Source organism: Pseudomonas sp. FW305-3-2-15-E-TSA4 (assembly GCF_058787295.1).
Window position 1 is genome coordinate 17574 of the sequence record NZ_JBYSZP010000028.1, and the last position, 21043, is coordinate 38616.

General features: G+C 61.1%; 18 protein-coding genes. 5 read left to right on the forward strand and 13 right to left on the reverse strand.

The annotated features are described in order from the left end of the window. Positions 1–18: 18 nt before the first annotated feature. From acs to dksA, 12 genes are all read right to left on the reverse strand, one after another. Positions 19–1956: an acetate--CoA ligase gene (gene acs / locus AC3WMV_RS27120; protein WP_103367304.1), complete on the reverse strand. Its 1938-nt coding sequence runs from the start codon at positions 1954–1956 to the stop codon at positions 19–21. 213 nt (positions 1957–2169) lie between these two features. Continuing rightward, positions 2170–3834: a glucose-6-phosphate isomerase gene (gene pgi / locus AC3WMV_RS27125; protein ID WP_103367305.1), complete on the reverse strand. Its 1665-nt coding sequence runs from the start codon at positions 3832–3834 to the stop codon at positions 2170–2172. A 230-nt stretch (positions 3835–4064) separates the two neighbouring features. Continuing rightward, positions 4065–4445: an aspartate 1-decarboxylase gene (panD, locus tag AC3WMV_RS27130; protein WP_003228271.1), complete on the reverse strand. Its 381-nt coding sequence runs from the start codon at positions 4443–4445 to the stop codon at positions 4065–4067. Between the two features lie 210 nt (positions 4446–4655). Further along, positions 4656–5516, reverse strand: coding sequence for a pantoate--beta-alanine ligase (panC, locus tag AC3WMV_RS27135; protein WP_103367306.1), 861 nt, complete (start codon positions 5514–5516; stop codon positions 4656–4658). Then, positions 5513–6313 (reverse strand): 3-methyl-2-oxobutanoate hydroxymethyltransferase, encoded by an 801-nt coding sequence (gene panB / locus AC3WMV_RS27140; protein WP_103367307.1) that lies wholly within the window; start codon positions 6311–6313, stop codon positions 5513–5515. The genes panC and panB overlap by 4 nt, the downstream gene beginning before the upstream one ends. 398 nt (positions 6314–6711) lie before the next feature. Then, a complete protein-coding gene (gene folK, locus AC3WMV_RS27145; protein ID WP_103367309.1) occupies positions 6712–7197 on the reverse strand; it encodes a 2-amino-4-hydroxy-6-hydroxymethyldihydropteridine diphosphokinase in 486 nt (161 codons plus the stop codon). A 3-nt stretch (positions 7198–7200) separates the two neighbouring features. Then, on the reverse strand, positions 7201–8601 hold the full coding sequence (locus AC3WMV_RS27150; protein ID WP_103367310.1) for a polynucleotide adenylyltransferase PcnB: 1401 nt from the start codon (positions 8599–8601) through the stop codon (positions 7201–7203). 723 nt (positions 8602–9324) lie between these two features. Further along, complete coding sequence (locus tag AC3WMV_RS27155) at positions 9325–10761, reverse strand: sigma-54-dependent transcriptional regulator (RefSeq protein WP_103367311.1); 1437 nt, start codon at positions 10759–10761, stop codon at positions 9325–9327. 22 nt (positions 10762–10783) lie between these two features. Then, positions 10784–13738, reverse strand: coding sequence for a sensor histidine kinase (locus tag AC3WMV_RS27160; RefSeq protein WP_027614096.1), 2955 nt, complete (start codon positions 13736–13738; stop codon positions 10784–10786). Continuing rightward, a complete protein-coding gene (locus AC3WMV_RS27165) occupies positions 13722–13898 on the reverse strand; it encodes a hypothetical protein (protein WP_003176118.1) in 177 nt (58 codons plus the stop codon). Before AC3WMV_RS27165 ends, AC3WMV_RS27160 begins: the two co-directional genes overlap by 17 nt. A gap of 77 nt (positions 13899–13975) precedes the next feature. After that, complete coding sequence (gluQRS, locus tag AC3WMV_RS27170) at positions 13976–14872, reverse strand: tRNA glutamyl-Q(34) synthetase GluQRS (protein WP_103367312.1); 897 nt, start codon at positions 14870–14872, stop codon at positions 13976–13978. Positions 14873–15213: 341 nt separating this feature from the next. Then, positions 15214–15657 (reverse strand): RNA polymerase-binding protein DksA, encoded by a 444-nt coding sequence (gene dksA / locus AC3WMV_RS27175; RefSeq protein WP_027614094.1) that lies wholly within the window; start codon positions 15655–15657, stop codon positions 15214–15216. Between the two features lie 334 nt (positions 15658–15991). Between dksA and AC3WMV_RS27180 the strand changes: the two genes are divergently transcribed. Beyond that, on the forward strand, positions 15992–17164 hold the full coding sequence (locus AC3WMV_RS27180; RefSeq protein WP_103367313.1) for a pyridoxal phosphate-dependent aminotransferase: 1173 nt from the start codon (positions 15992–15994) through the stop codon (positions 17162–17164). Continuing rightward, the gene (gene sfsA, locus AC3WMV_RS27185; protein ID WP_103367314.1) at positions 17164–17877 is read left to right on the forward strand and encodes a DNA/RNA nuclease SfsA; all 714 of its coding nucleotides are present in this window, start codon (positions 17164–17166) and stop codon (positions 17875–17877) included. Before AC3WMV_RS27180 ends, sfsA begins: the two co-directional genes overlap by 1 nt. On the opposite strand, the gene AC3WMV_RS27190 is transcribed toward sfsA, so the two are convergent. Continuing rightward, positions 17874–18191 (reverse strand): Rieske (2Fe-2S) protein, encoded by a 318-nt coding sequence (locus AC3WMV_RS27190; RefSeq protein ID WP_103367315.1) that lies wholly within the window; start codon positions 18189–18191, stop codon positions 17874–17876. The genes sfsA and AC3WMV_RS27190 overlap by 4 nt on opposite strands. Before the next feature lie 162 nt (positions 18192–18353). Between AC3WMV_RS27190 and AC3WMV_RS27195 the strand changes: the two genes are divergently transcribed. From AC3WMV_RS27195 to AC3WMV_RS27205, 3 genes are read left to right on the forward strand one after another with little or no spacing between them, the layout of a single operon-like run. Next, positions 18354–19226 carry a heme/hemin ABC transporter substrate-binding protein gene (locus tag AC3WMV_RS27195; RefSeq protein WP_103367316.1) on the forward strand — a complete coding sequence of 291 codons (873 nt, stop codon included), beginning with the start codon at positions 18354–18356 and terminating at the stop codon, positions 19224–19226. 50 nt (positions 19227–19276) lie between these two features. Then, on the forward strand, positions 19277–20260 hold the full coding sequence (locus tag AC3WMV_RS27200; RefSeq protein ID WP_178085220.1) for a FecCD family ABC transporter permease: 984 nt from the start codon (positions 19277–19279) through the stop codon (positions 20258–20260). Next, positions 20260–21027 carry a heme ABC transporter ATP-binding protein gene (locus tag AC3WMV_RS27205; RefSeq protein ID WP_103367318.1) on the forward strand — a complete coding sequence of 256 codons (768 nt, stop codon included), beginning with the start codon at positions 20260–20262 and terminating at the stop codon, positions 21025–21027. Before AC3WMV_RS27200 ends, AC3WMV_RS27205 begins: the two co-directional genes overlap by 1 nt. Positions 21028–21043: the final 16 nt, after the last annotated feature.

The window sequence follows — 21043 nt, forward strand, 5'->3', positions numbered from 1 at the left end:
GTGACCGCGCCGCGGACGTTACTGATTCAGGCGCTTGTCGATCAAACCTTGCACCACGCTCGGATCGGCCAAGGTCGAGGTGTCACCGAGGCTGTCGAGTTCGTTGCAGGCGATCTTGCGCAAGATGCGCCGCATGATCTTGCCTGAACGGGTTTTCGGCAAGGCCGGCGCCCACTGGATCAGGTCCGGTTTGGCGAAGCTGCCGATTTCCTTGCTGACGTGGGCGAGCAATTCTTTCTTCAGCTCATCGCTCGGTTCGACGCCGTTCATGGGGGTGACGAAGGCGTAGATGCCCTGGCCTTTGACGTCGTGCGGGTAACCGACCACGGCCGCCTCGGCGATGCTGTCGTGCAGCACCAGCGCGCTTTCCACTTCGGCGGTGCCGATGCGGTGGCCGGAGACGTTGATCACGTCATCGATGCGTCCGGTGATCCAGTAGTCGCCGTCCTCGTCGCGGCGTGCGCCGTCGCCAGTGAAGTAATAGCCGGGGTAGGGTTTGAAATAGGTGTCGACCATCCGTTGCGGGTCGCCGTAGACGCTGCGGATCTGCGCCGGCCAACTCGACTTGATCGCCAGCACGCCGCTGCCGGCGCCTTTGATTTCCTTGCCGTGCTCGTCGAGCAGCACTGGTTGCACACCGAACATCGGCTGTGTGGCGCAACCCGGCTTGATTCGTTGCGCACTGACCAGCGGGCTGAGCATGATGCCGCCGGTTTCGGTCTGCCACCAGGTATCGACAATTGGGCAGCGCTGCTCGCCGACCACGTTGAAATACCATTCCCACGCTTCCGGGTTGATTGGCTCACCGACACTGCCGAGTAATCTGAGGCTGGCGCGCGACGTTTCCTTTAACGGTTCGGCACCTTCACGCATCAACGCGCGCAGGGCGGTCGGCGCGGTGTAGAAGATGTTGACGTGGTGTTTGTCGATCACCTGCCAGAAGCGCGAAGTGCTCGGATAACTCGGCACGCCTTCGAAAATCAGCGTGGTCGCGCCGTTGGCCAGCGGGCCGTAGACGATGTAACTGTGGCCGGTGACCCAGCCGACGTCGGCGGTGCACCAGAACACCTCGCCCTCGCGGTAATCGAGCACGTATTTGAAGGTCATCGCCGCTTGCAGCAGGTAGCCGCCGGTGGTGTGCAGCACGCCCTTGGGCTTGCCGGTGCTGCCGGAGGTATAAAGGATGAACAGCGGATCCTCGGCGTCCATCGGCTCCGGTGGGCAGTTATCGCTGACGTCACGCACGGCCTGGTGATACCAGAGGTCACGACCCTCGAGCCAATTGACCTTGCCCTGAGTGCGCTCGACTACGACGACGGTGCTGACGTCCGGGCAGCTTTGCAGGGCCTTGTCGACGTTGTGCTTGAGCGGCACGAACTTGCCGCCGCGCACGCCTTCATCGGCGGTGATCACGGTGCGGCAGTCGGCGTCGAGAATGCGGTCGCGCAATGAGTCCGGGGAGAAACCGCCAAACACCACCGAGTGAATCGCGCCGATTCGCGCGCAGGCGAGCATGGCGTAGGCCGCCTCGGGGATCATCGGCATGTAGATGCACACCCGATCACCTTTTTTCACCCCACGGCTTTTCAGCACATTGGCCAGGCGGCAGACGTGATGGTGAAGTTTTTTGTAGGTGATCTGCGCTGATTCGGCCGGGTCGTCGCCTTCCCAGAGGATCGCGGTCTGCTCGCCGCGCTGGGCGAGGTGGCGGTCGATGCAGTTGTAACTGACGTTCAGTTGGCCGCCGGCAAACCAGGACGCTTCACCGGTTTTCAGGTCGTAACGCTGAACGGTCTGCCACGGTGTGCTCCAGTCGAGGAAGCGCGTGGCCTGTTCGGCCCAGAAGGCGCTGGGGTGTTCAATCGATTCGCGGTACAGGCGCTTGTAGTCGTCCTGACTCAACTGCGCAGCCCGGCGGACGGCATCGGCTTTGGGGAACGTGCTGATATCGAACATGACGGTTCCTTATTCTTGTTGTGCGAAGAATAAAGATGCGCCGAGAGGTCGACAGGTTCAAGCCGGATTCGGAATCTGATTTTGAATGCACCTTAAACAACTGTGGGAGGGGGCTTGCTCCCGAATGCGGTGTATCAGTCAACATTTCTGCTGAATGACACATCGCATTCGGGAGCAAGCCCCCTCCCACAGGGTTACAGCGGTGCCATCAAATCACCCGCGGTGACGACCGCGGAAGTAGTTGATCAGGCCCTGGGTGGAAGCATCGTCAGCGACGGTTTCATCATTGCCGACCAGACGGTTGTAAACGCCTTTGCCCAGTTCCTTGCCCAGTTCCACGCCCCACTGGTCGAAGGCGTTGATGCCCCAGACCACGCTCTGCACGAACACTTTGTGCTCATACATGGCGACCAGCGCGCCGAGGCGACGCGGGCTGATGCGTTCGACCACAAGGGTGTTGCTCGGACGGTTGCCCGGGATCACCTTGTGCGGCGCGAGTTTGTGCACCTGCTCTTCGCTCATGCCTTTTTCGCGCAGTTCGGCTTCGGCTTCCGGCAGGGTCTTGCCGAGCATCAGCGCCTGGCTCTGCGACAGGCAGTTGGCGTACAGCCACTGATGGTGGTCGGAGACCGGGTTGAAACTGACGATCGGCACGATGAAATCGGCCGGGATCAGTTGGGTGCCCTGGTGCAGCAACTGGTGATAAGCGTGCTGACCGTTGCAGCCGACGCCGCCCCAGATCACCGGGCCGGTATCGGTCGACACCGAAGTGCCGTCCTGACGCACGCTCTTGCCGTTGGATTCCATGTCCAGCTGTTGCAAGTGCTTGGTGATGTTACGCAGGTAGTGGTCGTACGGCAGGATCGCGTGGCTTTGCGCGCCCCAGAAGTTGCCGTACCAGACGCCGAGCAGGGCCAGCAGCACCGGCATGTTCTGTTCGAACGGTGCGCTCTGGAAATGCTGGTCCATGGTGTAGGCACCGGACAGCAGTTCCTTGAAGTTGGACATGCCGATGGCCAAAGCAATCGGCAGACCGATGGCCGACCACAGCGAGTAACGACCGCCGACCCAGTCCCACATCGGGAAGATGTTTTCTTCACGGATGCCGAACGCAACGGCCGCAGCGTTGTTGCTCGATACCGCGATGAAGTGGCGATACAGCTCGGCTTCCGAACCACCCTGAGCCAGATACCAGGCGCGGGCGGCCTGAGCGTTCTTCAGGGTTTCGAGGGTGTTGAACGATTTCGACGAAACGATGAACAGTGTGGTTTCGGCGCGCAACTTTTGCGTCAGTTCGTGGAACTCACTGCCGTCGATGTTCGCCAGGTAATGGCAACGCACGCCTTTCTGCGCGTAGGACAACAGCGCTTCGGAGACCAGCTCCGGGCCGAGGAACGAACCACCGATGCCGATGTTGACCACGTCAGTGATCGGCTTCTCGGTGTAACCACGCCACAGACCGTCGTGGATGCGGCCGACCAGATCCGTGATCTGGTTCAGCACCTTGTGCACTTCCGGCATCACGTTGACGCCGTTGACCGACAGCTTGTCGCCCACCGGGCGGCGCAGAGCGGTGTGCAGCGCCGGGCGGCCTTCGGAGGCGTTGACGATTTCGCCGTCGAACAGCGCTTTGATCGCGCCTTTCAGATCGACTTCATTGGCCAGGCCCACCAGCAGGTTGCGGGTTTCGGCGTTGATCAGGTTCTTCGAATAATCGAGAAACAGTCCGCAGCTGCTGAGCGTGAATTGATTGAAGCGCTGCGGATCGGCGTTGAAGGCTTCGCGCATGCTGAAATCCTGCATGGCTTGGCGGTGATCTTTCAACGCTTGCCAGGCAGGCAGAGCGGTAACGTCATGAGGAGTGCGGTAGTACGCCATCGCTGCGGTTTTCCTTTTTACTTGAACGGCCTTTTGAACACAGAACAGACCGATACGCCATGTTTGGGCGAGGGTCAAATGCGTCGACACGATTTTTCAACGCAGGGCGAATACAGTAAACCTCGCGCTGCGATCTGTCTTGACTTCTTCTGACCTGTTCCCTGTACTTTTTTAACATCAATACCGGGAACGGGCCGACCAACGGAAGGGGAGTGACGCGTCGAAGCGGCTCAGGCCACCTGAACCGGAATGGCGTTGCTGGTGTGGCTGAGCTCATTGCCTGGCGCCATGTACAGCATGCGCGGCTTGAAATTCAGCAGTTCCGCTTCGCTGTAATGGGCGTAGGCGCAAATGATCACGCGGTCGCCGACCTTGGCTTTGTGCGCGGCTGCGCCGTTCACCGAAATCATCCGCGAACCTTCTTCGCCACGAATCGCGTAGGTGGTGAAACGCTCGCCATTGTCGACGTTATAAATCTGGATCTGCTCGTACTCACGGATGCCGGACAAGTCCAGCCACTCGCCATCAATGGCGCAGGAACCTTCGTAATCGAGTACCGCGTGAGTGACTTCGGCGCGGTGCAGCTTGGCCTTGAGCATGATGGCGTGCATGAGGGATTTCCCGGGTTGGAAGCAAACGGCGGGCAGTGTGCCCGAAGGCTTTGGGGGCGGCAATATGGCTTGAAATGCAAATTTCAGAACACTGAAAAACACTGTGGGAGCGAGCCTGCTCGCGAAAGCGTCGGAACAGTCGACATCGTTGTCAGCTGACAAATCGCGTTCGCGAGCAGGCTCGCTCCCACAGGGGTATTGCGGTGTTGGTTAAGTCGGGCTATCGAGGTTCAGGTGCAGGTTGTCGATCAACCGTGTGGTGCCGAGGAACGCGGCCACCAGAATCACCAGATCGCGGTCTTCAGCCGTTGCCGGACGCAAGGTCAGGGCATGACGGATTTCCAGGTAATCCGGACGCAGGCCGGCGGCTTCCAGCTGTTGCACCTGGGCTGCGATCAGCGCCGGAAAATCACGCTCGCCTTGTTTGATCGACTCGGCAATCGCGCTCAGGGTGCGGTAGACCACTGGCGCCACCGCGCGTTGATCTTCGCTGAGGAAGCCGTTGCGCGACGACAGCGCCAGGCCATCGGCCGCACGCACGGTGGGTTCGCCGATGATCTGGATCGGCATGTTCAGGTCATGCACCAGCGCGCGGATCACCGCCAGTTGCTGGAAGTCTTTCTGGCCGAAGATCGCCAGATCCGGCTGGACCATGTTGAACAGCTTGCTGACCACCGTCGCCACACCTTCGAAGTGCCCCGGACGGCTGGCGCCACACAGGCCTTCAGACAGTTGCGGCACGCTGACCCGGGTCTGCCCGGCCATGCCGTCGGGGTACATTTCTTCGACGGTCGGGGCGAACAGCAAGTGGCAGCCGGCTTGCAGCAGCTTTTCCTGATCCGCCGCCAGGGTGCGCGGGTACTTGTCGAGGTCTTCGCCGGCGCCGAACTGCAGCGGGTTGACGAAAATGCTCGCGACCACGAAATCCACGCGCTGAGTGGCTTTGGTGATCAGCGCAATGTGGCCGCTATGCAGGTTGCCCATGGTCGGCACGAAGCCGATGCGCTTGCCTTCACTGCGGGCGCGCGCCACGGCGGCGCGAAGTTCGCGTACGGTTTTAACGGTGTTCATGCAGAGAATCCGTGTTCGATCCCAGGGAAAGTAACGCCTTTGACTTCGTTGACGTAGGCCTTCAGTGCGGACTGGATGCTGTCCTGACCCTGCATGAAGTTCTTGACGAATTTCGGCACGCGGCCGGTGATCGACAGGCCGAGCATGTCGTGCAGCACCAGTACCTGGCCGTCGGTATCGCTACCGGCGCCGATGCCGATGACCGGAATCTTCACGGCCTGGCTGATTTCGGCGGCCAGTTCGCTCGGCACGCATTCCAGCAGCAGCATGGCTGCGCCGGCCTGTTCCAGCGAGATCGCGTCGGCACGCATCTGCCGCGCCTGGTTCTCGTTGCGGCCCTGCACTTTATAGCCGCCAAGAATGTTCACCGCTTGTGGGGTCAGGCCCATGTGCGCGCAGACCGGCACACCGCGCTCGGCCAGCAGGCGGATCGACTCCGCCAGCCACAGCGCACCTTCGACCTTGATCATGTGCGCGCCGGCCTGCATCAGCATGGCGCTGTTGGTCAGGGTTTGCTCAATAGTGGCGTTGGCCATGAATGGCAGGTCGGCCAGGATCAGGGCATCGGTGTTGCCGCGTTTGACGCAGGCGGTGTGGTAGGCCATTTCTGCGATGGTCACCGGCAAGGTGCTGTCGTGCCCTTGCAGAACCATGCCGAGGGAGTCGCCCACCAGCAGCACTTCGACACCGGCCTCGTTGCAGGCGTGGGCGAAGGTCGCGTCATAGCAGGTCAGCATGGTGATCTTTTCACCTTTCTGCTTGAGGCTCTGGAGCGTGGTCAGGGTGATGGCTGGCATGTAAAAAATCCTCGTTCAGGCGCTCTGGAAACTACTGCGAGTAACGCGCGTGATTCTTCGTCTACTCAGGCGCACGCTCTTTTGTCGTGCTTATAAGGCCTGGATTGCGCCCGTATGTGCCGGGTTGGCGGCAGCGGGACGCCTATAGTCGTGAGGAGCCAAGCGGAAGTCAATTGCGTGTGTTACCGCATTGTTACGAGGGGAGTGTTACCGGCGTTACTGATGCGATTCAGCGGCGCGGCGGGCCTGATTGGCGGGTTTTTTGTCCGACAAAAAAACAGAATTGGAATACTCGATGTGGGAGCGGGCTTGCTGGCGAAAGCGGTGGGTCTGTTGACTGATTGAGTGTCTGACACGACCTTTTCGCGAGCAAGCCCGCTCCCACAGGGGGAGTGGTTTCAAGCGTGCGCGAGGCGTTCCAAGCCTACGAACGGGCAGGCGGCGAGCAGATCGGACAGCGCGCGGCCATCGGCCAGGCGCAGGTCTGCGGGAGCCAGTTCGGCCAGGGGATAGAGCACGAACGCCCGTTCCTGAATTTGATAATGCGGGACTTTCAGGCGTGGCTCGTCGATAAGCCGATCGCCGAACAGCAGGATATCCAGATCAAGCGTGCGCGGGCCCCAGCGTTCGAGGCGTTCGCGGCCCTGGTCGTTCTCGATGGCTTGCAGCGCATCGAGCAAATCGAGCGGCGCGAGATCACTGTCGAGGGCGGCGACCGCGTTGGTGTAACGCGGTTGTCCCGGCAGCAGTGAATCGCTCTGATAGAACGCCGAAACACCAGCAAGGGAAGTCTGCGGCAATTGCCCCAGCGCGCTGAGCGCGCTGCGCAATTGTTCGGCCGGGTCAGCGAGGTTGCTGCCCAGGCCGATATAGATGCGTTCCATGCCTTATTCGCCCGACGCGCTCGGAGCTCCGGCGCGCTTGCGCTTGGAACCGCTGCTGCGGCGACGTTTGCGCGGCGCGCCGCTGCCGTCATCGCCCTTGCCGCTGAGTTCGCGAATCATCTCGCGACGCTCGCTGTCGTTGGCGTCCTGATAATCCGTCCACCATTCGCCCAGACCGTCGGTCTGCTCGCCAGCGCTTTCACGCAGCAGCAGGAAGTCGTAACCGGCGCGGAAACGTGGATTGTCCAGCAGCAGGTCGGCGCGCTTGCCGCTGCGGCGTGGCAGGCGTTCCTGCATGTCCCAGATCTCGCGGATCGGCATGGTGAAACGTTTCGGAATCGCGATGCGCTGGCACTGTTCGGCGATCAGCTCGTGGGCACCTTCCTGCATCGCCGGGATCGGCGGCATGCCACGTTCCTGCAAGCGCAATACGCGAGCCGGCAGGGCAGGCCAGAGCAGGGCGGCAAACAGGAATGCCGGGGTTACCGGTTTGTTCTGCTTGATGCGCAGGTCGGTGTTGGTCAGCGCTTCGCTGATCAGCGTGTGGGTGTATTCCGGGTTGTGCTCCAGTGCGTCGGCACTGGCCGGGAACAGCGGGGCGAACAGTTGCAGATCGACCAGCATCTCGAACGTGATCGCGCCATGGCCGGAGAGGAACAGCTTGAGCACTTCCTCGAACAGGCGGGCCGACGGGATCTCGCGCAGCATCGGCGCCAGTTCGCGAATCGGCTGCACGGTGTGTTTTTCGATGCCGAAATTCAGCTTGGCGGCGAAACGCACGGCACGCAGCATGCGCACCGGGTCTTCCTGGTAACGCTGCTTCGGATCGCCGATCAGGCGGATCAGGTGATTGCGGATGTCGTGTACGCCGTTGGCGTAATCGAGAATGCGCTCGCTGACCGGATCGTAATACAAGGCGTTGATGGTGAAGTCGCGGCGTTGCGCGTCTTCTTCCAGGGTGCCGTAGACGTTGTCACGCAGAATCCGCCCGCTCTCGTTACGCGAAGACTGGTTGCTGTCCTCGTCGTCTTCATTGACCGGGTGATTGGCGCGGAAGGTCGCGACTTCGATGATTTCGCGACCGAAATGAATGTGCACCAGTTTGAAGCGGCGACCGATGATCCGCGCATTGCGGAATTCGGCACGGACTTGCTCGGGGGTGGCGCTGGTTGCGACGTCGAAGTCCTTGGGCGTGATGCCCAGCAGCATGTCTCGCACGCAACCACCGACCAGATAGGCCTGGTAGCCGGCGCCCTGCAAGCGTTCGACGATATTGACCGCATAGCGGCTGAATTGCCCCTTCTGCAGCGAATGTTGGCCGCTGTTGAGCACTTCAGGGGTGCTGCGGATGTGTTGCGTACGACGCACGGGAGTTCGGAATGACTGGAACAGCTTCTTCAGCATGGGATGCACTGTTTGAAGGAATGTTCGGCCATACCAAAGAATGACCGCATGATGGGCGCAGATTCTAGCATTTAGTCGGGGGATGGTGTAGGACGCAGCGGATTTGCGCTGTAAGTCGCAGGCTAAAGGCTTTGGGGGCGGGTTTTTGCGGGGGGGAAGAAACTACGAGGGGAGCCGAAGCTCCCCCAGAAGTAGTTGCGTGCTCTTTTTATTATTGATTCGGGCTTCTTGTTTTTGTTGAGTGCCCTCGCCATGAAGCTTTTCCTTCATGACCCTCCCAATCGGGAGCCAAGAGCAAACGGATTGCTTTGGTCGCTGTGTTGCAGTGATCTTGCGATCCAACCAGTACAGGCTCTGTCTTAGGACAGTTTTTGTTGTTCTCGGCCTGGTCGTGGGGCTAGCCCCAAATACAACGCCTCTCCAAAAGAATCAGTTAGCTGCGCCTCTCGCCGTCTTGTTTTTATTGTGCGTGAGTCGATTCGTCTTATTTTTATTGTCTTGTGCATTGCTTGTTATTGTTCTTGTACCAAACATATAGCAGGTGCCGTGCCAACTTTTGCGAAGCCCAATAAAACAAGGGGTTAGGTCGATATAACGGTTTTCTCGGGGCGAAAAAAAGCCGGGGTTTCGTTACCGATAACCCCGGCTTCTGTTACGTGAAAGGACTGAGGTAACAGTTTTTTCACATCTTCAAGCGTTACGCGCACACTCGACAGGTAACGTTCAGCTCTCGCTGGCGACCCCGGTCTTGCGCCGTGGAATGCCCAGGCGCTGACGGCGTTCCCACAGGCACTTGCGGCTGACGCCCAGTTTGCGCGCCAGTTCGGTCTCGGTCATGTGGTCCTGATGCTCAAGAACGAAGTGCTGGAAGTAATCTTCCAGCGACAGGTCCTCGGTCGGCTCATGGCTGCTGTTGCTGGTGTTACCTGCGGTTTGCGCAGGCAAGCCGATGAACTCGTCGTCTTCCAGATCGCTCAACTCGATGTCGATGCCCAGCAGGTCGGCAGAGATTTCCGGGCTTTCGCTCAGGATCACTGCGCGCTCGACTGCGTTTTCCAGCTCGCGCACGTTACCCGGCCAGGAATAGTGCCGGATGGCCTGTTCGGCATCGGCGGCAAATTTCAGGTCGGTACGGTTGATGCGCGCACTCTGGCGAGCGAGGAACGCGGTGGCGATTTCGTTGACGTCGGCGCCACGTTCACGCAGGGCCGGCAATTTCAGGGCAATCACGTGCAGACGGTAATACAGGTCTTCACGGAACTGACCGATTTTCGCCAGGCTCTTGAGGTCGCGGTGGGTCGCGGCGATCAAACGCACATCGACCTTTTGCGACTGCACCGAACCGACGCGGCGAATCTCGCCTTCCTGCAGCACGCGCAGCAGACGGGCCTGGGCTTCCAACGGCAGTTCGCCGATCTCGTCGAGGAACAGCGTGCCGCCGTCCGCCGCTTCCACCAGACCGGCGCGACCGGCGCTGGCGCCAGTGAACGCGCCTTTTTCGTGGCCGAACAGTTCGGACTCGATCAGGCTTTCCGGAATGGCAGCGCAGTTCACCGAAATCATCGGTGCCTTGGCGCGCTTGGACAGGTTGTGCAGGGCGCGGGCCACCAGCTCTTTACCGGTGCCGGATTCGCCCTGGATCAGGACATTGGAATCGGTCGGTGCGACTTTGCGAATCTTGCTGTACAGATCCTGCATCGGCGGGCACGAGCCAATGATGCCGATCTCGCCGTTGCTGTTGTCGACAGACGACTTGCCGCTGCCATTGGCTGCTTTGCCGGCAGGCACTTCGCCGGCGGCAGGCGTCGACTGGTGATCACGCAGGATCCGCGCGACCGCCTGAAGCATTTCATCGTGATCGAAAGGCTTGGCGATGTAGTCCACCGCGCCCATCTTCATCGAGTCGACCGCCGAGCGCAGGCTGGCGTAGCTGGTCATGATCAGCACCGGTTTGCCCTGGCCAAGCTTGATCAGCTCGGTGCCGGGGGCGCCAGGCAGGCGCAGGTCGCTGACGATCAGATCGAATGTGGGAATACTGAAGCGTTCTTGTGCTTCCTGCACAGAACCGGCTTCGCTGACCTGATACTGGTTACGTTCCAGCAGGCGGCGCAAGGCGGAGCGGATAATGGTTTCGTCTTCGACGATCAAAATGTGCGGCATTGATTCGATACTCTCGACGGTCTCAGTTCACAGCGGACGTCGCTTCGACATGACGCGGTAAGGTCACCCGGATACGGGTGCCGCGCTGGCTTTGTACATCAGCCGGGCTGTCGATGGTGATTTGTCCATAATGCTCTTCAACGATGGAATAGACCAGTGCAAGGCCCAGTCCGGTACCTTCACCCGGATCCTTGGTGGTGAAGAAAGGTTCGAACAATCTGTCCATGATGTTCTGCGGAATACCACTGCCTTCGTCTTCGACGATCAGATCGACCGTGTGTTCGCCGGCTTCACTCTTGACCCGTACGGCACTGTGCGGCGGCGAGGCGTCGCGGGCATTGGAGAGCAGATTGATCAGCACCTGGGCGAGGCGCTGCGGATCGCCTTCGACCCAGTGATCGGGGTCGCACAGGTTGTAGAACTGCACTTCGAAGTTGCGCCGGTTCAGCGCCAGCAGGCCAATTGCATCCTGCGCGACTTCGGCCAGACAGACGGGTTCGTCGCTGTGCTGGTGGCTGCCGGCATGGGCGAAGCTCATCAGCGACTGCACGATGCGTGACACGCGCTTGGTCTGTTCGAGAATCTGCCCGCTGATTTCCGTCAGTTCGCCATCTTCTTCACGCTCTTCGCGCAGGTTCTGCGCCAGACAGGCGATGCCGGTGATCGGGTTGCCGATTTCATGGGCCACACCCGCCGCCAGTCGGCCGATGCTCGCCAGACGTTCTGAGTGCACCAGTTTGTCTTCGAGCATCTGCGTTTCGGTCAGGTCTTCCACCAGCAGCACCAGGCCGCTGTTGCCCGGGGCCAACGGTTCATCGATCGCCGCTTTGTGCAGATTGAGCCAGCGGGTCTGGCCGTCGAGGGCCAGGTGCTGCTTGTGCAAATGTTCATCGGGCAGGTTGATGAAGCCTTGCAGCAATTGCTTCCACGGATTGGCGATGGTGCTCAGGCGCGAACCGACCACCCGTTGCGCGGCGATGCCGGTGAGTTCTTCCATGGCCTTGTTCCACATCAGGATCTCTTGATCCTTGGCCAGCGAGCAGACACCCATCGGTAGCTCCTGCAGCGTCTGGCGGTGGTAGCGGCGCAAGGCGTCGAGTTCGGCGGCCAGCCCGGTGAGGCGCGAGTGGTAGTCCTCGAGACGGCTTTCGATGAAGTGGATGTCTTCGGTTACGTAGTTTTCGCCGCCAGCCTTGTACGGCAGGAAGGTTTCGACCATGTCCTGCGCCACGCTCGGGCCCATCAGGCCGGAGAGGTTGGCTTCGATGCGGTCGCGCAAGCGGCGCAAGGCATAAGGACGGCGTTCGTCGAACGGCAGATAGAGGTCGCGTAGGGCCTGCTCGACTTCTTTCTGCGCCGCCTTGGCGCCCAGCGGTTTGGCCAGTTGCGTGGCGAACTCCTGGGGCGAGGCGGCGTGCAGTTCGCGACGTTGCGGACGGCGTACGTTATCCACCGCGCAGGCTTCGGCGGCGCTGGCTTCTTCAGGGCTGGCGTTGGTGAACAGAGAGATCAGGGTGAACATCAGCACGTTGGCCGCCAGCGAGGCAATGGCCGCCATGTGCCAGCTGGTGTCGTCCAGCACGTAGATCATGTTCAGCAGTGGAATGTAGAAACCCTGCAGGTTGCCGACCAGCGGCAACAGCATGGTCACCACCCACACCAGAATCCCCGCCAGCAAGCCGGCGATAAAGCCGCGCCGGTTGGCGGTCGGCCAGTACAGCACCGAGAGCACGCCGGGCAGGAACTGCAAGGTGGCGACGAAGGCGACGATGCCGAGGTTGGCCAGATCCTGCCCGGCGCCGAGCATCAGGTAAAAGCAGAAGCCAGCCATGATGATCGCGACGATCAGCGCCCGGCGGGTCCACTTCAGCCAGCGGTAGATATTGCCTTCGGCCGGCGGCTGATAGAGCGGCAGCACCAGATGGTTCAGGGCCATGCCCGACAGCGCCAGGGTGGTGACGATGATCAAGCCACTGGCCGCCGATAATCCGCCGACGTACGCCAGCAAGGCCAGCGGTTTGCTGTTGGCGGCAATGCCGATGCCGAGGGTGAAGTATTCCGGGTCAGTGGTGGCGCCGAGCTTCAGGCCGGCCCAGAGAATCAACGGCACCGCCAGACTCATCAGCAACAGGAACAGCGGCAGGCCCCAACTGGCACTGACCAGCGAGCGCGGATTGAGGTTTTCGGTGAAGGTCATGTGGTACATGTGCGGCATCACGATCGCCGAGGCGAAGAACACCAGCAACAGCGTGCGCCACGGCCCTTCCTGCAGCGGCGTGTGCAGCGCGGCGAGGGCGGTCTGGTTTTGCAGCAGCCACAGTTCAAGCTGTTGCGGGCCGTCGAACACGCCGTACAGCGCATAGAGGCCGACGCCGCCGAGGGCTATCAGTTTGATCACCGATTCGAAGGCAATCGCGAACACCAGCCCTTCGTGTTTCTCGCGGGTGGCGATATGCCGGGAGCCGAAAAAGATCGTGAACAGAATGATCAGCGCACAGAACGCCAGCGCGACGCGGCTCTGGATCGGCTCGCCGGTGAGGATGCCGATGGAATCGGCCACCGCCTGAATCTGCAATGCCAGCAGCGGCAGTACGCCGATCAGCATGAAGATCGTGGTCAGCGCGCCGGCCCAGGTGCTGCGGAAGCGGAAGGCGAACAGGTCCGCCAGCGACGACAGTTGATAGGTGCGGGTGATTTTCAGGATCGGATACAGCAGCACCGGTGCCAGCAGAAACGCGCCGGACACCCCGAGATAACTGGAGAGAAAACCGTAGCCGTACTGATAGGCCAGCCCCACCGTGCCGTAAAACGCCCAGGCACTGGCATAGACCCCCAGCGACAGGGTGTAGGTCAGCGGGTGGCGAATGATCGCTCGCGGGATCATGCCCCGTTCGCTGATCCAGGCGACGCCGAACAGCACCGTCAGGTACGCGGCGCTGACCAGGATCATCTGAGTCAGGCTAAAGCTCATCGGCATCTTTTTGGCTCTGCAGGATGAAGGTCACGACAATCAGGATCAACCAGAGCAGATACGGCCGATACCAGGCGCCCGTGGCGTCGATCCACCAATCCATGATGGCTGGTGAAAACAGATAGATTCCCACGACCAGAAGCAGGACCAAGCGATAGATGTACATCCCGGCCTCTCTTTTTTATGCGCGTGCCCGAAAACGTGCGGCGATGGTAACGGATGGGCGCGCCACTGCAAGTGTCGTCATTGCAGTTGCGCTTCGGGCAGGGTCAGTGTGCGCGGGATCTTCGATGCATCCCAGTGGGCTGCGCCCCATTTCAGCAATTCCTCGGGTGTGGCATGGGCCAGTTCGGCACCGGGGTTTTGCCCCAGCGCACGCAAGGCTCGCAACAGCAGCGGCGTGGCCTGATCGGCCTCAAGCGGCGGCGAACGGTAGGATTTGCCGAGCTTGTTGCCGTCCGGCTGCGTGATCAATGGCAGGTGCAGATAGCGGGGCTGACGCAGGCCCAACAGTTCTTGCAGGTAGAGCTGGCGCGGCGTGGAATCGAGCAGGTCGGCACCGCGCACGATGTCGGTGATGCCTTGCCAGGCGTCATCCAGCACCACCGCCAGTTGATAGGCGTAGAGGCCGTCGCGGCGGCGAATCACGAAATCGCCGACGTCGCGCCCCAGATGCTGGCGGAACTCGCCCTGCACCCGGTCGATGAAGTGGTATTCCAGTTCCGGCACGCGCAGGCGGATCGCCGCGTCTTGCTGCTCATGCCCGGCGTTGCGGCACAAGCCCGGGTACATGCCGTGATACGGCTCCAGTTGCTTGCGCGAACAGGTGCAGGCGTAGGCCAGGCCGTGATTGAACAGACTGTTGAGGACTTCGGCGTAGGCGTCGTGCCGGTCACTCTGGCGCACCATCTCGCCGTCCCATTCGAAACCGTAGCTTTCCAACGCCTTGAGAATGGCCACCTGCGCGCCGGGCTCTTCCCGTGGGGGATCGAGATCTTCCATGCGCACCAGCCAGCGCCCGCCGACCGCGCGTGCGTCGAGATAAGAGGCGAGGGCGGCAACCAGCGAACCGAAGTGCAGGTGGCCACTGGGGGTCGGGGCGAAGCGGCCGATGTAGGCGGGGGCGGTTTTGGCAGTCATGTGGACAATATAACTTTTCAGGATCCGCGCAGATTACCCCTGTGGGAGCGGGCTTGCTCGCGAAAGCGTCGGCTCAGACATCTTTGATGTTGAATGACACACCGAATTCGGGAGCAAGCCCCCTCCCACCAAAAGCGCAAACAGGGCAAAAGGTAGAAACATTACCCTTGTGGGAGCGGGCTTGCTCGCGAAAGCGTCAGTTCAGACAACCTGGATGTTGAATGGCCGGCCGCATTCGGGAGCAAGCCCCCTCCCACAAAAGCAAGGCATAAAGGGCAAAGGCAAAAGGGCAGAAACAAAAACGGAGCGTTCGCACGCTCCGTTTTTCATTCAGGTCGAGATTACTTGCCGACCTGCTTTTCCTTGATTTCCGCCAGGGTCTTGCAGTCGATGCACAGATCCGCAGTAGGACGGGCCTCGAGGCGCTTGACGCCGATTTCGATGCCGCAGGACTCGCACCAGCCGTACTCTTCGTCCTGGATCAGTTCGAGGGTCTTGTCGATCTTCTTGATCAGTTTGCGCTCGCGATCGCGGGCGCGCAGCTCGAGGGCGAATTCTTCTTCCTGGCTGGCACGGTCGGCCGGGTCAGGGAAGTTGGCCGCTTCGTCTTTCATGTGATCAACAGTACGGTCGACTTCCTGCATCAAGTCCTGTTTCCACTTGTTCAGGATCTTGGTGAAGTGCGCGCGCATCGGGGCGCCCATGTACTCCTCGCCTTCCTTCGGAACGTAAGGTTCGAAGCCGCTGATCGTCACTTGCTGCTGTTGCTTTGCTTGGGTGGGCATGAAATGGACCGCCTCTACTCTTGTAATCCATTGCGCAGGATTGCTCCATCACCGACACCTGCCGGCCCTGCGGCTGCAAGCGGGCGAACTTACCAGATCAATTCGGCCTGCGCTACTCCCGGATGTCGAGGCCCCGGCGGGTGGCGCTTGCAGAAGTCTGGCAAGCCATGTCTGACAGTGATGGAGACCTGATCAATCTCTGATTTTAGTCAATCCTGGAGCGTACGCGCATATCGTTACAGTCCAGCGTTCTTGAGGCTGTGACCGCGACGGGTTCTCGCTCGTTCCGGCAGATGGGTAGAATCGTCTCTTTTTCCCCGTCGAAGGAAAACCAATGGCTCAGCCTTACAGTGCGCGCAGTCGTGCGATCGAACCGTTCCATGTAATGGCGCTGCTGGCGCGGGCCAACGAACTGCAGGCCGAAGGTCACGACGTGATCCACCTGGAAATCGGCGAGCCGGACTTCACCACGGCCGAGCCGATCATCCGTGCCGGGCAGGCTGCGCTGACGGCGGGCAAGACCCGCTACACCGCCGCGCGGGGTATTCCCGAGTTGCGCGAGGCGATTTCCGGGTTCTATCAGACACGTTACGGTTTGAACATCGATCCACGACGGATCCTGATCACGCCGGGTGGCTCCGGCGCCCTGTTGCTGGCCAGTGCCTTGCTTGTCGATCCTGGCAAACACTGGCTGCTGGCGGATCCGGGCTACCCGTGCAACCGGCACTTCCTGCGTCTGGTCGAAGGCGCGGCACAACTGGTGCCGGTCGGGCCGGACGTGCGTTACCAACTGACTCCGGATCTGGTGGCGCGGCACTGGGACCACGACAGCGTCGGTGCCTTGGTGGCGTCGCCAGCCAACCCCACCGGAACCATCCTGACCCGCGATGAACTGGCCGGGTTATCCACAGCGATCAAGGCGCGGCACGGGCATCTGGTGGTGGACGAGATCTATCACGGTCTGACTTACGGCACCGATGCCGCCAGTGTGCTGGAAGTCGATGACAGCGCCTTTGTCCTCAATAGTTTCTCCAAATATTTCGGCATGACCGGTTGGCGTCTCGGCTGGCTGGTGGCGCCGGATGCGGCCGTCAGTGAGCTGGAAAAACTCGCCCAGAACCTGTACATCAGCGCCCCGAGCATGGCGCAGTATGCCGCTTTGGCCTGCTTCGAGCCGGACACCATCAGCATCCTCGAGGAGCGCCGCGCCGAATTTGGCCGCCGCCGCGACTTCCTTCTGCCGGCACTGCGCGAGTTGGGTTTCAACATCGCCGTCGAGCCGGAAGGGGCGTTTTACTTGTACGCCGATATCAGCCAGTTCGGCGGTGATGCCTTCGCGTTCTGCCGTCATTTCCTCGAAACCGAGCACGTTGCCTTCACCCCGGGCCTGGATTTCGGGCGTTATCAGGCCAGCCACCATGTGCGTTTCGCTTACACGCAAAACCTCCCTCGCTTACAGGAAGCGGTGGAACGTATCGCTCGCGGCTTGAAGAGCTGGCAAGGCTGATGCGCTTTTATCCGGCTCTGGAAGAGGCGCGGCTGATTCGCCGCTACAAACGTTTTCTGGCGGACGTTGAAACGGTCAATGGCGAGCTGTTGACCCTGCACTGCCCGAATACCGGCTCGATGCTTAACTGCCAGGTCGAGGGCGGGCAGGTGTGGTTCAGTCGCTCAAACGACCCGAAACGCAAGCTGCCCGGCACCTGGGAAATCGGTGAAACCCCGCAGGGCCGGCTGTTTTGCGTGAACACCGGCCGCGCCAACGCGCTGGTTGAAGAGGCGCTGCAGGCCGGAGTCATCAGTGAGTTGAACGGCTTCACGGCGCTTAAACGCGAAGTGGCGTACGGTCAGGAAAAGAGCCGCATCGATTTCCGCCTTGAATACCCGAGTGGCCCGGCCTACGTGGAAGTAAAAAGCGTCACGTTAGGCTTCGATGGAACCAACGTGGCGGCGTTTCCCGACGCGGTTACCCAGCGTGGTGCCAAACACCTGCGCGAGCTGGCGCATCTGGCCCGTGACGGTATTCGTGCGGTGCAGTTGTATTGCGTCAATCTCAGCGGCATCGAGGCCGTGCGACCTGCCGAGGAAATCGATTCGGCCTACGCGGATGCCCTGCGCGAGGCCGTTGCATGCGGGGTCGAAGTGCTGGCCTACGGCGTGCGCTTGAACCACGAAGAGATGGTAATCGACCGGCGGCTGGACGTTTTGCTCAACGGTTAAACATCTATCCACAGCCCCTGGGCATCTTCGCGGCAGGGGATGGCGGTCAGCGATTGCCCGGCGCAGGGCCCGGCGACGCATTCACCATCTTCGATCAGAAACAGTGCGCCGTGGGTGGCGCACTGGATCAGGCTGTTGCTCGGGTCGAGAAACTGGTCGGGCTGCCATTCCAGGCCGACGCCACGATGCGGGCAACGATTGAGATAAACATAGGCTTGGCCATTTCGGCGCACGGCAAACAGTTTGTTGCCATCGATGTCGAACCCACGGCTGCCGGCCTCAGCGAGATCGGTACCGGCGCACAAAAACTTCATGGCTATCCTCAAGTGTCGGCTCGTTTCAGGAAATGTCCGAGCTTGACGTTTAAATGCAAACAATTATCAAATGGCCGCCTTCGCCCACTGCGCGCAACCGCCGTCAAGGATACTTGGCCCGCCGGTTCGCTGCCTGGGAAAACTTTTCAAGGAAAGCTGCGTATGCGCCTGATTACCCGCGTTGCCGTGCTGTGTGTCGGACTGCTCGCCAGCCTTCAGGCGACAGCTGCCGATTTGCCACAGCGTTGGGTCAGCGCCGGTGGGGCGCTTTCGGAGTGGGTGAGTGCATTGGGTGGCGAATCCAAACTGGTCGGGGTCGACACCACCAGCCAGCATCCGCAATCGCTGAAGAAGCTGCCCAGCATCGGCTATCAACGCAGTCTCTCGGCAGAAGGCATTCTCAATCTGCGCCCGGACATCCTTATCGGCACCGAAGAAATGGGCCCGCCACCGGTTATCGCTCAAGTGAAAAGCGCCAAGGTACAGGTCGAACTGTTCTCGGCGCAGCCGGATCTGTCGACCCTGGAAAAAAACATCACGCATCTCGGGCAGTTGCTCGGCGCGCAAGCCCAGGCGGCGCAGTTGCTGGAAAGTTATCAACAGCAGCTAACCGCGCAGAAAGCCCGAGTCGCCGAGTTGCAGACCAAACATAAAGCGCCCGGTGTGCTGGTGCTGATCGGGCATGCCGGCGGCAAGCCATTGATTGCCGGCAAGGACACTGCCGCCGACTGGCTGCTGCAACGGGCCGGCGGACATAACCTGGCGACGCATACCGGTTACAAGCCGTTCTCCGTGGAGTCGCTGGCCGGGCTCGATCCTGAAGTGCTGGTGTTCGCTGATCGGGCGTTGAGCGGTGAGGCGGCAAAAGCGGCATTGTTCAAGGAAAACCCCATTCTCAATTCAAGCCGCGCGGCCAAGGCCGGACGGGTGCTGGAGCTGGATCCGACGCTGCTGGTCGGCGGGCTCGGGCCGCGTTTACCGGCGGCACTGAAGGATTTGTCTGACGGCATCTACCCGACCGCGAGCGGCCAATGACCGTACTGGTCAAACCACGAAGCCTGTTTATCGGCCTGGCGCTTCTGTGTTTGCTGGCCATCTGGCTGTCGTTGGCGCTGGGGCCGGTGAGCCTGCCGCTGTTCGATACGTTACGCGCTGCATTGCGCATGGTCGGTGTGCCGTTGGTGCCGGACGGTCTGGAGCAGGCCGAGCTGATCCTCGGGCAGATCCGTCTGCCGCGCACCTTGCTCGGTCTGGCCGTCGGCGGTGTGCTGGCACTGTCGGGTGTGGCGATGCAGGGCTTGTTTCGCAATCCGCTGGCCGATCCCGGGTTGGTCGGGGTTTCCAGTGGGGCAGCGCTGGGTGCGGCGGTGGCGATTGTCGGCGGGTCATTTTTTGGCGGTTTGCCGGAGTGGTTCGGGCCGTACCTGTTGTCGGCGTGCGCGTTTCTCGGTGGACTGGGGGTGACGGCGCTGGTCTATCGGCTCGGTCGGCGCAACGGCCAGACTAACGTCGCGACCATGCTGCTGGCCGGGATCGCCCTGACGGCATTGGCAAGCTCGACGGTGGGGCTGTTCACCTATCTGGCCGATGACGCGACTTTGCGTACGCTGACTTTCTGGAATCTGGGCAGCCTCAATGGCGCCAGTTACGCGCGTTTGTGGCCGTTGCTGATTATCAGCACTGGCATTGCGCTGTGGTTGCCGCGACGCGCCAAGGCACTGAATGCGTTGTTGCTCGGGGAGTCCGAAGCCGGGCACCTGGGGATCGATGTCGAGCGGCTCAAGCGCGAATTGGTGTTTTGCACTGCGCTGGGTGTTGGCGCGGCGGTAGCGGCAGCCGGGATGATCGGTTTCGTCGGGTTGGTGGTGCCGCATCTGGTGCGTTTATTGGCTGGGCCCGATCACCGTGTGCTATTGCCCGCCTCGGTATTGGCCGGTGCCAGTCTATTGTTGCTGGCGGATCTGGTGGCGCGGCTGGCGCTGGCGCCGGCGGAATTGCCGATCGGTATAGTCACGGCGTTTATCGGCGCGCCGTTCTTCCTCTACCTGTTGCTGCGAGGTCGTGCCTGATGCTGCGTGCGCACAATCTGCACATCCGTCGCGGACGCAAGACCGTCCTCAGCGACGTCACCCTGCAGCTTGAACCCGGTGAGGTGTTGGGTGTGCTCGGACCGAACGGTGCCGGCAAAAGCACCTTGCTCGGTGCCTTGTGCGGTGAGCTGGCGGCCAGTGACGGTGAGGTGTTGCTCGACGACAAGGTGCTGAGTCACTGGACAGGTACGCAGCGCGCTCAGCGCCTGGCGGTGTTGCCGCAGGTGTCGACGCTGGATTTTGCCTTTCGCGTGGAAGAAGTGGTCGGCATGGGCCGTCTGCCTTATCAGAGCGGTCGGGCGCGCGACGACGAGATCGTTGCGGCAGCGCTGGCCGCTGCGGATGCCGGGCATCTGAGCGGGCGCAGTTATCTGGCATTGTCAGGCGGCGAGCGCCAGCGTGTCCATCTGGCGCGGGTGCTGGCGCAGCTATGGCCAGGGCAGGCCGGACAAACCCTGTTGCTGGATGAGCCGACCTCGATGCTCGATCCCTTGCATCAACACACCACGTTGCAGGCGGTGCGCGAGTTTGCCGATCGTGGCGCGGCGGTGCTGGTCATCCTGCATGATCTGAATCTGGCGGCGCGCTATTGTGATCGGGTGTTGCTGCTCGAAGGCGGGCGCCCGGTGGCGCTGGATACGCCGCAGCAAGTCTTGCGACCGGACTCGCTCAAAGCTGTGTTCGGTCTCGAGGTATTGGTGCAGCCGCACCCGGAGCGTGGGCATCCGCTGATCATCGCCCGCTGATTTCTCATCGAGGTGT

What these genes read in the sequence shown, in the direction of transcription:
- acs (WP_103367304.1), bottom strand. Translation starts at nt 1,956, where the DNA reads ATGTTCGATATCAGCACGTTCCCCAAAGCCGATGCCGTCCGCCGGGCT.
- pgi (WP_103367305.1), bottom strand. Translation starts at nt 3,834, where the DNA reads ATGGCGTACTACCGCACTCCTCATGACGTTACCGCTCTGCCTGCCTGG.
- panD (WP_003228271.1), bottom strand. Translation starts at nt 4,445, where the DNA reads ATGCACGCCATCATGCTCAAGGCCAAGCTGCACCGCGCCGAAGTCACT.
- panC (WP_103367306.1), bottom strand. Translation starts at nt 5,516, where the DNA reads ATGAACACCGTTAAAACCGTACGCGAACTTCGCGCCGCCGTGGCGCGC.
- panB (WP_103367307.1), bottom strand. Translation starts at nt 6,313, where the DNA reads ATGCCAGCCATCACCCTGACCACGCTCCAGAGCCTCAAGCAGAAAGGT.
- folK (WP_103367309.1), bottom strand. Translation starts at nt 7,197, where the DNA reads ATGGAACGCATCTATATCGGCCTGGGCAGCAACCTCGCTGACCCGGCC.
- AC3WMV_RS27150 (WP_103367310.1), bottom strand. Translation starts at nt 8,601, where the DNA reads ATGCTGAAGAAGCTGTTCCAGTCATTCCGAACTCCCGTGCGTCGTACG.
- AC3WMV_RS27155 (WP_103367311.1), bottom strand. Translation starts at nt 10,761, where the DNA reads ATGCCGCACATTTTGATCGTCGAAGACGAAACCATTATCCGCTCCGCC.
- AC3WMV_RS27160 (WP_027614096.1), bottom strand. Translation starts at nt 13,738, where the DNA reads ATGCCGATGAGCTTTAGCCTGACTCAGATGATCCTGGTCAGCGCCGCG.
- AC3WMV_RS27165 (WP_003176118.1), bottom strand. Translation starts at nt 13,898, where the DNA reads ATGTACATCTATCGCTTGGTCCTGCTTCTGGTCGTGGGAATCTATCTG.
- gluQRS (WP_103367312.1), bottom strand. Translation starts at nt 14,872, where the DNA reads ATGACTGCCAAAACCGCCCCCGCCTACATCGGCCGCTTCGCCCCGACC.
- dksA (WP_027614094.1), bottom strand. Translation starts at nt 15,657, where the DNA reads ATGCCCACCCAAGCAAAGCAACAGCAGCAAGTGACGATCAGCGGCTTC.
- AC3WMV_RS27180 (WP_103367313.1), top strand. Translation starts at nt 15,992, where the DNA reads ATGGCTCAGCCTTACAGTGCGCGCAGTCGTGCGATCGAACCGTTCCAT.
- sfsA (WP_103367314.1), top strand. Translation starts at nt 17,164, where the DNA reads ATGCGCTTTTATCCGGCTCTGGAAGAGGCGCGGCTGATTCGCCGCTAC.
- AC3WMV_RS27190 (WP_103367315.1), bottom strand. Translation starts at nt 18,191, where the DNA reads ATGAAGTTTTTGTGCGCCGGTACCGATCTCGCTGAGGCCGGCAGCCGT.
- AC3WMV_RS27195 (WP_103367316.1), top strand. Translation starts at nt 18,354, where the DNA reads ATGCGCCTGATTACCCGCGTTGCCGTGCTGTGTGTCGGACTGCTCGCC.
- AC3WMV_RS27205 (WP_103367318.1), top strand. Translation starts at nt 20,260, where the DNA reads ATGCTGCGTGCGCACAATCTGCACATCCGTCGCGGACGCAAGACCGTC.